Raw genomic sequence first — 10502 nt, 5'->3', positions numbered from 1 at the left:
GCGCGGGGCGGGCAGTTCCGACGCCTGAATTATAGGAGGCGCGCGGTTTGCCGGAAATGCGTGCCAGAACACGGAGCGCCGGCAGGGGAAATGTCGGCCCATCTGTTAAAATGCCGAGCTTTGCAGCCCCGTCCGTCGGCTCCGTCCGCTTCGCGTCCTTCAGGCGCCGCATCGCGCGCCGGGAACGTTCGACGCTCGAGCTTCCGGATGCCGCCGTGCTCCCGTTTCCTCGACTCGTTCTCCGGACTCGACATGACGACTTCGTCTCCCGCCTCTACCACTTTGATGGCCAACGCGATCCGTGCGCTCGCGATGGACGCCGTCCAGCAAGCGAACTCCGGCCACCCCGGCATGCCGATGGGCATGGCCGAAATCGGCGTGGCGCTGTGGTCGCGTCACCTCAAGCACAACCCGACGAACCCGCATTGGGCAGACCGCGACCGTTTCGTGCTGTCGAACGGCCATGGCTCGATGCTGCTGTACTCGCTGCTGCACCTGACCGGCTACGACCTGCCGATCGAAGAGCTGAAGAACTTCCGCCAGCTGCACTCCAAGACGCCGGGCCATCCGGAATACGGCATCACGCCGGGCGTCGAGACGACCACCGGCCCGCTCGGCCAGGGTCTCGCGAACGCCGTCGGGATGGCGCTCGGCGAAGCGCTGATGGCCGACGAGTTCAACCGTGACGGCGCGAAGATCGTCGACCACCACACCTACGTGTTCCTCGGCGACGGCTGCCTGATGGAAGGCATCTCGCACGAAGCCTGCTCGCTGGCCGGCACGCTGAAGCTGAACAAGCTGATCGCGCTGTACGACGACAACGGCATCTCGATCGACGGCGACGTCGTCAACTGGTTCCACGACGACACGCCGAAGCGCTTCGAGGCGTACGGCTGGAACGTGATCCCGAACGTGAACGGCCACGACGTCGACGCGGTCGACGCCGCGATCGCGAAGGCCAAGCTGTCGGACAAGCCGACGCTGATCTGCTGCAAGACGGTGATCGGCAAGGGCGCGGCCACCAAGGCGGGCGGCCACGACGTGCACGGCGCGGCGCTCGGCGCGGAAGAAATCGCGAAGACGCGCGCAGCCCTCGGCTGGACCTGGGAGCCGTTCGTGATTCCGCAGGAAGTCTATGCGGCATGGGACGCGAAGGACGCCGGCCAGCGCGCCGAAGCGGCTTGGAGCGACACGTTCGCGCAGTACCGCGCGAAGTACCCGGCCGAAGCAGCCGAATTCGAGCGCCGGATGGCCAACAAGCTGCCGGCCGACTGGGCCGAGAAGGCTGCGGCGATCGTCGCCGGCGCGAACCAGCGCGGCGAGACGGTCGCGACCCGCAAGGCGTCGCAGCAGGCGATCGAAGGGCTCGCCGCGGTGCTGCCGGAACTGCTCGGCGGCTCGGCCGACCTGACCGGCTCGAACCTGACCAACTGGAAGGCGTCGAAGGCGGTGCGCGCGAATCCGGAAGGCGCGGGCGTCGTGCTCGGCAACCACATCAACTACGGCGTGCGCGAATTCGGCATGAGCGCCGCGATCAATGGCCTCGCGCTGCACGGCGGCCACAAGCCGTTCGGCGGCACGTTCCTGACGTTCTCCGACTACAGCCGCAACGCGCTGCGCGTCGCGTCGCTGATGAAGGTGCCATCGATCTTCGTGTTCACGCATGACTCGATCGGCCTCGGCGAAGACGGCCCGACGCACCAGTCGATCGAACACGTATCCAGCCTGCGCCTGATCCCGAACCACGACGTGTGGCGTCCGGCCGACACGGTCGAGACGGCCGTCGCATGGACCCACGCGGTTGCCGCCGACCGTCCGTCGAGCCTGATCTTCAGCCGCCAGAACCTCGCGTTCAACCCGCGTACCGATGCGCAGATCGCGAACATCGAGAAGGGCGGCTACGTGCTGAAGGACTGGGATGACGAGATCGTCGCGCGCAAGATCATCCTGATCGCGACGGGCTCCGAAGTCGAACTCGCGATGAAGGCCGTCGAGCCGCTCGCGCAGCAGGGCATCGCGGCGCGCGTCGTGTCGATGCCGTCGACCAACGTGTTCGACCGCCAGGACGCCGAGTACCGCGAGCGCGTGCTGCCGCACGGCGTGCGCCGCGTGGCGATCGAAGCGGGCGTGAGCGCGTTCTGGCACAAGTACGTCGGCCTCGAAGGCGGCGTCGTCGGGATCGACACGTTCGGCGAATCGGCGCCGGCCGGCGTGCTGTTCAAGTACTTCGGCTTCACCGTCGAGCACGTGATCGAGACGGCGAAGGCCGTGCTGGCCTAAGAGCATTCGCGGCGCGCGCGGCCGGCCGCGCGCGTCGCACCGTGAAGCTGCACGAAACGAATTTTTTCAGCCATCAGGAGATAGACCATGACGATCCGCGTCGCAATCAACGGCTACGGCCGTATCGGCCGCAACACGCTGCGCGCGTTTTATGAAAACGGCAAGAAGCACGATCTCGAGATCGTCGCGATCAACGATCTGGGCGATGCGAAGACGAACGCGCACCTGACCCAGTACGACACCGCGCACGGCAAGTTCCCGGGCGAAGTGTCGGTCGACGGCGACTACCTGGTCGTGAACGGCGACAAGATCCGCGTGCTCGCGAACCGCAACCCGGCAGAACTGCCGTGGGGCGAGCTGGGCGTCGACGTCGTGATGGAATGCACGGGCTTCTTCACGTCGAAGGAAAAGGCGAGCGCCCACCTGAAGGGCGGCGCGAAGAAGGTGATCATCTCGGCGCCGGGCGGCAAGGACGTCGACGCGACGATCGTCTACGGCGTGAACCACAACGTGCTGAAGGCCGAGCACACGGTCATCTCGAACGCATCGTGCACGACGAACTGCCTGGCGCCGCTCGTCAAGCCGCTGAACGACCAGATCGGCCTCGAAACCGGCCTGATGACGACGATCCACGCCTACACGAACGACCAGGTGCTGACGGACGTCTATCACGAAGACCTGCGCCGCGCGCGTTCGGCCACGCACAGCCAGATCCCGACCAAGACGGGCGCTGCTTCGGCGGTCGGCCTGGTGCTGCCGGAACTGAACGGCAAGCTCGACGGCTATGCGATCCGCGTCCCGACGATCAACGTGTCGATCGTCGACCTGTCGTTCATCGCGAAGCGCGACACGACGGTCGAGGAAGTCAACGCGATCATGAAGGAAGCCTCGGAAGGCGCGCTGAAGGGCATCCTCGGCTACAACGACGCACCGCTGGTGTCGATCGACTTCAACCACAACCCGGCTTCGTCGACGTTCGACGCAACGCTGACCAAGGTGTCGGGCCGTCTCGTCAAGGTGTCGAGCTGGTACGACAACGAGTGGGGTTTCTCGAATCGCATGCTCGATACGGCAGTCGCATTCGCGAACGCGAAGTAAGTCTGCGAATCGTGCGGCCGCGGCGACGCGGCCGGCGCGATGCACGAACCCGGCCCGGTTATTCGGCCGGGTTTTTTATTGTCCGGCGCTACATGAGCAGCGCGCCGAGCCGTTTCCCCGGCCCGCGAGCGCCAGGTGCGCGACTGCCATGCGACGCCCGCGCCGTGCGTCAACCGCCCGGCGTCGGAAAGAAGATTCCGGCACGGCGCGCAGCATTCGTGATGTGCGTCTCGATCGCATCGCCCGCCGCGGCCGCGTCGCGCGCGCTCAGCGCATCGACGATCGCGCGGTGCTCCTGCCACGTCGACAGCAGCAGCTCGCGCCGGTAGAACGGCATGCGCTGGCTTTCCTTCATGATGTCCGCGCTGCTGCGCAGCACCGACTCGATCGCCGCGTTGCCGGCGAGATGAATGATCCGCATGTGGAAGTCGAAGTCGAGGCGCGACGCTTCGTCGAGCTCGCTTTCGGTCAAGGCGACGTGCAGCTCGGCAAGGTTGTCCTCGAACCACGCGATGTCGTCGTCGGTGACGACGTGCGCGGCCATCCGCGCGGCGAAGCCTTCGAGCGCATAGCGCATCTGGTACGTGTCGGGCGGCGACGATTGCTCGGCGAACTGCCACGCATGCGCGGCGCTCGCCTGCGCGCTCTCCACATAGACGCCCTTGCCGGCGCGGATGCGCAGCATCCCGAGCGCCTCGAGCGTGGACAGCGCCTCGCGCAGCGACGCGCGGCTGATCTCCAGCTCCTCGGACAGCTGACGCTGGGCCGGCAGCAGGCTGCCGACCGGATACACGCCTGCCTCGATCCGGTCGCGGATCGTCGCGATGGCGGCGTCGGTCACGGTGTGCGGAACGTTTTTCATGATCTGTGCAATGGCCGGTCTGACCGGCATTGTAATCCGCACGCGCGCCGCGCACGACGGCGCTACGGGTAAGCCACGACCCATCGCGTTCCGGCCCCCGTCGTGCCGGGCTCGAAGCGCGGGAAATCCCTATTTTGTCCATCCTTGACGCGACTATATCGGCTTCCTACTATCCACCATAACAGCACTGGTCATACCAGTATGAACAGACGAAACTGCAACCGTTGGATCGGGAGAGCGCCGTGTCGAAATTCCTCAATTCGCTGTTTGGCCGGGTAGTCATCGCATTGATTCTCGGGGTGGCGCTCGGTGCGTTCTTCCCGCATTTCGCCGAGTCGCTGCGGCCGCTCGGCGACGGTTTCCTGAAGCTCATCAAGATGGTCATCGGCCCGATCGTGTTCTGCGTCGTGGTCAGCGGGATGGCCAACGCGGGCGACCTGAAGAAGGTCGGCCGGGTCGGCCTGAAGGCGGTCGTCTACTTCGAGGTGATGACGACGCTCGCGCTCGGCATCGGCCTCGTGCTCGCCTGGCTCACGCGCCCAGGCGTCGGGATGAACATCGACCTGCGCTCGCTCGATGCGGCGTCGCTGTCGACGTACGCGAAGAACGCCGAAAGCCTGAAGGACACGGCCGGCTACCTGATGAAGATCATCCCGGAGACCGCGATCGACGCCTTCGCGAAGGGCGACATCCTGCAGATCCTGGTGTTCGCGGTGCTGTTCGGCTCGGCGCTGTCGCTGCTCGGCGACAAGGCGCAGCGGGTGAACGGCCTGATCGACGAGCTGTCGCACGTGTTCTTCCGCATCATCGGCTTCATCATCAAGCTCGCGCCGCTCGGCGTGCTCGGCGCGATCGCGTTCACGACCGGCAAGTACGGCGTCGCGTCGCTCAAGCAGCTCGGCTACCTCGTCGCGGTGTTCTACCTGAGCTGCTTCGTGTTCGTCACGGTCGTGCTGGGCATCGTGATGCGCATCGCCGGCTTCTCGGTGTTCAAGCTGATCCGCTACCTGCGCGAGGAGCTGTCGATCGTGCTCGGCACGGCGTCGTCGGACGCGGTGCTGCCGCAGGTCATGAGCAAGCTCGAATACATGGGCATCAAGGATTCGACGGTCGGCCTCGTGATCCCGACCGGCTATTCGTTCAATCTCGACGGCTTCTCGATCTACCTGACGCTCGCCGTGCTGTTCATCGCGCAGGCCACCAACACGCCGCTGTCGACGCACGACCTGATCGTCGTGCTGCTCGTGTCGCTCGTCACGTCGAAGGGCGCGCACGGGATTCCGGGCTCGGCGATCGTGATCCTCGCGGCGACGCTGTCGGCGATTCCCGCGATTCCCGTGCTCGGCCTCGTGCTGATCCTGCCGGTCGACTGGTTCGTCGGCATCGCGCGCGCCGTGACCAACCTGATCGGCAACTGCGTCGCGACGGTCGTCGTTGCGGTCTGGGAGAACGACATCGACCGCGTGCGCGCCAAGCGCGTGCTGAACCGCGAGCTGTGCTACGTGCCGGCGGCCGAGCAGGGCGCCGCCGCACCGGTGGCCGGCGATCAGGCGCACGCGCTCTGAGCCCCAGGCGCGCGTAGCGGCTTCCCCGGCCGCGGCGCGCGAATTCCTTTCCCGCGGCCGGCGTGACGATCCGCCGGCCGCCGCCAAAATCAAGATAGTGGAGACGACATGGCAGCCCCCATCCTCGATCCGAATGCGCCGGCGTTCACGCGCCGCTACATGAACCTCGCCGATCCGCGTCTCGGCGCGCAGGCGCTGTTCGCCAGCGACGAGTTCTTCGCGCCGAAGGAGCGCATGCTGAACCCCGAGCCGGCCGTGTTCATTCCGGGCAAGTACGACGACCACGGCAAGTGGATGGACGGCTGGGAAACGCGCCGCAAGCGCACGACCGGCCACGATTTCTGCGTGATCCGGCTCGCGCGGCCGGGCGTGGTCCACGGCGTCGATCTGGACACCAGCCACTTCACCGGCAACTTTCCGCCGGCCGCGTCGATCGACGCGTGCAGCGTCGACGGCGACACGCCGCCCGACGCCGCCGCATGGCGCACGATCGTCCCCGCGACGACGCTGCAGGGCAACGCGCACCACTACGTGGGCGTGAGCGACGCGCAGCCGGTCACGCATCTGCGCGTGAACCTGTATCCGGACGGCGGCCTCGCGCGGCTGCGCGTGTACGGTCAGCCGCAGCGCGACTGGCACGACGTGGCGGCCGGCGAACTCGTCGATCTGGCCGCGATCGAGAACGGCGGCTACCTGGTGGCGGCGAACAACCAGCACTTCGGTGCGGCGTCGCAGATGCTGATGCCGGGGCGCGGCGCGAACATGGGCGACGGTTGGGAAACGCGGCGGCGCCGCGAGCCCGGCAACGACTGGGCGATCGTCGCGCTCGCGCGGCCGGGCGTCATCCGGCGCGTCGACGTCGATACGGCATTCTTCAAAGGCAACTTCCCGGACCGCTGTTCGCTGCAGGCGGCGCGCGTCGCGGGCGGCACCGACGATTCGCTCGTCACGCAGGCGATGTTCTGGGCCGAACTGCTCGGCGAGCAGAAGCTCCAGATGGACCGCGTGCACACCTTCGACCAGCTGGCGGCGCTCGGCCCCGTCACGCACGTGCGCTTCAACATCTTCCCGGACGGCGGCGTGTCGCGGCTGCGTCTGTGGGGCGAACCGGCCTGACGGAGGGCATCGGCATGAGCGGACCCCGTATCCTGCGCGCACAGCCCCTGACCCGCGACGCGTTCGCGCCGTTCGGCGACGTGATCGCGATCGAAGGCGCGCGGCACTTCCCGATCAACGGCGGTACGACCGAGCGCTTCCACGATCTCGCGACCATCGACGTCTGCGCGGACGGCGGCCGGCCGCTCGTCAGCGTGTTTCGCGCGCAGCCGCGCGCGCTGCCCGTCGCGCTGACGCTGATGGAGCGCCATCCGCACGGCAGCCAGGCATTCATCCCGCTCGCGGCGGTCGCGCGCTATGCGATCGTCGTCGCGCCGGCCGGCGAATTCCGGCCCGACGCGATGCGCGCGTTCGTCGCCGAGGGCTGGCAGGGCGTGAACTACGCAAAAGGTGTCTGGCACCATCCGCTGCTCGCGCTCGACGCGGTCAGTGACTTCGTGATCGTCGACCGCGGCGGCCCCCAGCCGAACTGCGACGAGATCGCGCTGGCCGACCCGTGGGTGCTCGAACTCGGGCTAGGCCCAGCGAGCGCGGGCGCGGCCTGACGCGGCGCCGGCCGGCGGCGACGCCAAAAACGACACGGCCCGGGCGGCGGGATGCCGGCCGGGCCGTCGCGCATGCGCGGACGAGCGCTCAGTCTCAGTGCTTGCGGTGCGGGCAGTTCTCCGTCGTGCAGGAGCCGTACATCGCGAGCGAATGCTCCTGCAGGTGGAAGCCGCGTTCCTTCGCGATCGTCTGCTGGCGGCTTTCGATCTCGGCATCGAAGAATTCCTCGACGCGGCCGCAATCGAGGCACACGAGGTGATCGTGGTGGGAGCCTTCGTTGAGCTCGAACACGGCCTTGCCCGATTCGAAGTTGCTGCGCGACAGCAGGCCGGCCTGCTCGAATTGCGTCAGCACGCGGTAAACGGTGGCGAGCCCGATGTCCAGCTGCTCGTTGAGCAGGTTGCGGTAGACGTCTTCGGCGGTCAGGTGACGCACCGGGCTTTGCTGGAAGATCTCGAGAATCTTGAGGCGCGGTAGGGTGGCCTTTAGCCCGATATTCTTGAGATCGGTCGGATTGGTCATGGCTAGGCATCCCTAGAGTACAATGCAGGGCTTCAATGTTACCGGCTTTTGGCCGTTCCAGAAACACGCGCGGCCCGCGGGGCGGGCCAGCTCGGTGACGGAAATGTTCCCGGAATCTCTTTCGCACTTTCAGAGGAGTCGCATGCGGAGTGCCATCATCGCTGCCGCCGCCGTTGCCGCGCTGGCGGGTTGTTCGTCGTACGACAGCGTGACGCAGCGCATCGCGCAGAGCATCACGCCCTATCGGATCACGGTTGTGCAGGGCAACTTCGTGTCGCAGGAGAAGGCCGCTCAACTGCAGGCCGGCATGACGCGCGAACAGGTTCGCGCGCTGCTCGGCACGCCGCTGCTGTCGGACATGTTCCACGCCGATCGCTGGGATTACCTCTTTTACTTCAAGCGCGGCTCGACTTCCGTGGTTCAGCAGCGCGACCTCGTGCTGACGTTCGCGGGCGACCGCCTCGCCAGCTGGACGGGTGCGGATAACCTGCCGTCCGAGCTCGACCTGCTCGCCGATATCGACGGCGATCGCGGCGGCAAGAAGGCGAAGGCCGCTGCCGCGGCGAAGAAGGCGTCCGAAGCCGCCGCCGCTGCCGCCGCCGCCAGCGCCGCGCAGGCGAGCGCTGCCGCGAGCCCGGCCGCCGAGCCGGCGTCCGCCGCGGCACTCGACCAGGATGCGAACGCGCAGGCCGCACGCGCGGCGAACCGCGCGACCAACCAGGTATCGGGGCAGGGCGCGACGGCCCGTCGCTTCACGCCGGCCGCGCAGGCCTCGGGCGGCGCGCCGGTGCCGGGCGGCCAGCCGCCGGGCGCGGCGCCGGCGATCCAGCCGCAGTTCCAGTTCCATCGTCCGCCGCAGCCGAACGTGTCGAACGACGCGTCGCCGCCGGTCGGCCCGCAGGGCGCGGACAACCTGCAGAACCAGCCGCTCACCGCGCCGGCCCAGTAAGCGGCCCGCGTGCGGAATCGGGGGCGGCAGGCGCCGCCCGCCTTTAGACCTGTCGTGTAGAAAGCCATGAAGATTGCGATTGCCGGTGCATCGGGCCGTATGGGCCGGATGCTGATCGAAGCCGTTCTCAACGATGCCGACGCGCAGCTCGTCGGCGCACTCGACCGCGCCGGGTCGCCGTTTCTCGGCCAGGACGCGGGCGCGTTCGTCGGCAAGGACACCGGCATCAAGCTGACCGACGATCTCGACGCGGTGTTCGCGCAGGCCGACTACCTGATCGACTTCACGCGGCCGGAGGGCACGATCGCCCACATCGAGGCCGCGCTGCGCCACGACGTGAAGCTCGTGATCGGCACGACCGGCTTCACGGCCGAGCAGAAGGCGCAGCTGCAGGCTGCGGCGGCGAAGCTCGGCATCGTGTTCGCGGCGAACATGAGCGTCGGCGTGAACGTCACGCTGAAGCTGCTCGAATTCGCGGCGCAGCACTTCTCGCACGGCTACGACATCGAGATCATCGAGGCGCACCACCGTCACAAGGTCGACGCGCCGTCGGGCACCGCGCTGATGATGGGCGAGGCGGTGGCCGGCGCACTCGGCCGCTCGCTCGACGACTGCGCGGTGTACGGCCGCCATGGCGTGACCGGCGAACGCGATCCGTCGTCGATCGGTTTCGCGGCGGTGCGCGGCGGCGACATCGTCGGCGATCACACCGTATTGTTCGCCGGCATCGGCGAACGGATCGAAATCACGCACAAGTCGTCGAGCCGCGTGTCGTACGCGCAGGGCGCGCTGCGTGCGGTCCGCTTCCTGTCGGCGCGCGGCGCCGGCCTGTTCGACATGCAGGACGTGCTCGGCCTGCGCTGATCCTCACGGGGAAACTCCGATGGCGATTCCCACCGGCGTTGTCCACTACCTCGAAAGCGGCGATGCGATCACGCACGCCGTCGCCTACGTGCTGCTGGCGATGTCCGTCGCCAGCTGGTGCTTCCTGCTCGTCAAATCGTGGCTGCTGGTCCGCGCGAAGCGGCAGGGGCCGCGCGCGCTCGCCGCGTTCTGGCGGGCGGCGTCGCTCGACGCGGGCATCGCCGCGCTCGCCGGCGCCGATCGCGAGCGCGTGTTCGTGCCGCTCGCCGAAGCCGCGCGCGATGCGGCCGACGAACACGATCCCGCCGCGCTGGCCGCGCGCGTCGAGCGCGGCGAACGCGTGTTGCGCGCGCTGCGTCACGCGATGCTGCGCTCGCAGCGGCGCCTCGAGTTCGGCCAGGTGCTGCTCGCGTCGATCGGCAGCACCGCGCCGTTCGTCGGGCTGCTCGGCACCGTATGGGGCATCTACCATGCGCTCGGCAGCATCGCCGTGAGCGGGCAGGCGCAGATCGAGAACGTCGCGGGGCCGGTCGGCGAGGCGCTGATCATGACCGCGTTCGGGCTCGTCGTCGCGATCCCCGCGGTGCTCGCGTACAACATCCTCGGGCGGCTGGTGCGCCAGCTCACCGAGGAGCTCGACGGCTTCGCGCGCGACCTGCACGTGTTCGTGTGCGCGCAACCCGTGCAGCCGGCCCAACCC

At 67.9% G+C, this 10502-nt stretch carries 10 protein-coding genes; 8 read left to right on the top strand and 2 right to left on the bottom strand.

What is annotated here, in order from left to right:
• Nucleotides 1–207: 207 nt before the first annotated feature.
• Nucleotides 208–2280: a transketolase gene (gene tkt / locus C3Y15_RS30330; RefSeq protein WP_046422606.1), complete on the top strand. Its 2073-nt coding sequence runs from the start codon at nucleotides 208–210 to the stop codon at nucleotides 2278–2280.
• An 87-nt stretch (nucleotides 2281–2367) separates the two neighbouring features.
• Entirely contained in the window at nucleotides 2368–3378 is a 1011-nt protein-coding gene (gene gap / locus C3Y15_RS30325; protein WP_011883251.1) for a type I glyceraldehyde-3-phosphate dehydrogenase, read from the top strand.
• Between the two features lie 169 nt (nucleotides 3379–3547).
• Here gap and C3Y15_RS30320 read toward each other — a convergent pair whose 3' ends face one another.
• Nucleotides 3548–4270, bottom strand: coding sequence for an FCD domain-containing protein (locus tag C3Y15_RS30320; RefSeq protein WP_014722435.1), 723 nt, complete (start codon nucleotides 4268–4270; stop codon nucleotides 3548–3550).
• 212 nt (nucleotides 4271–4482) lie between these two features.
• Between C3Y15_RS30320 and C3Y15_RS30315 the strand changes: the two genes are divergently transcribed.
• The 3 genes from C3Y15_RS30315 (at nucleotide 4483) to C3Y15_RS30305 (ending at nucleotide 7466) form a co-directional block, all read left to right on the top strand.
• Entirely contained in the window at nucleotides 4483–5805 is a 1323-nt protein-coding gene (locus C3Y15_RS30315; RefSeq protein ID WP_011883253.1) for a C4-dicarboxylate transporter DctA, read from the top strand.
• A gap of 108 nt (nucleotides 5806–5913) precedes the next feature.
• Nucleotides 5914–6921, top strand: a complete 1008-nt coding sequence (alc, locus tag C3Y15_RS30310; protein ID WP_046422608.1) for an allantoicase — start codon at nucleotides 5914–5916, stop codon at nucleotides 6919–6921.
• 14 nt (nucleotides 6922–6935) lie between these two features.
• Nucleotides 6936–7466, top strand: a complete 531-nt coding sequence (locus C3Y15_RS30305; RefSeq protein WP_059740397.1) for an ureidoglycolate lyase — start codon at nucleotides 6936–6938, stop codon at nucleotides 7464–7466.
• A gap of 94 nt (nucleotides 7467–7560) precedes the next feature.
• Here the strand turns inward: C3Y15_RS30305 and fur are convergent, their stop codons facing one another.
• Nucleotides 7561–7989, bottom strand: a complete 429-nt coding sequence (gene fur / locus C3Y15_RS30300) for a ferric iron uptake transcriptional regulator (protein ID WP_011883256.1) — start codon at nucleotides 7987–7989, stop codon at nucleotides 7561–7563.
• A gap of 142 nt (nucleotides 7990–8131) precedes the next feature.
• Between fur and C3Y15_RS30295 the strand changes: the two genes are divergently transcribed.
• From C3Y15_RS30295 to C3Y15_RS30285, 3 genes are all read left to right on the top strand, one after another.
• Nucleotides 8132–8938, top strand: coding sequence for an outer membrane protein assembly factor BamE (locus C3Y15_RS30295; RefSeq protein WP_014722437.1), 807 nt, complete (start codon nucleotides 8132–8134; stop codon nucleotides 8936–8938).
• A gap of 66 nt (nucleotides 8939–9004) precedes the next feature.
• Nucleotides 9005–9802: a 4-hydroxy-tetrahydrodipicolinate reductase gene (dapB, locus tag C3Y15_RS30290; protein WP_011883258.1), complete on the top strand. Its 798-nt coding sequence runs from the start codon at nucleotides 9005–9007 to the stop codon at nucleotides 9800–9802.
• Nucleotides 9803–9821: 19 nt separating this feature from the next.
• Nucleotides 9822–10502 (top strand): MotA/TolQ/ExbB proton channel family protein (locus C3Y15_RS30285; protein ID WP_134206929.1); only part of this gene is annotated, 681 nt, incomplete at its 3' end.

It is taken from the genome of Burkholderia sp. B10 (genome assembly GCF_004368385.1).
Classification (GTDB): Bacteria; Pseudomonadota; Gammaproteobacteria; order Burkholderiales; family Burkholderiaceae; genus Burkholderia; species Burkholderia vietnamiensis.
The sequence above is the reverse complement of the archived record's forward strand: the minus strand, read 5'-3'. Positions and strand labels throughout refer to the sequence as shown.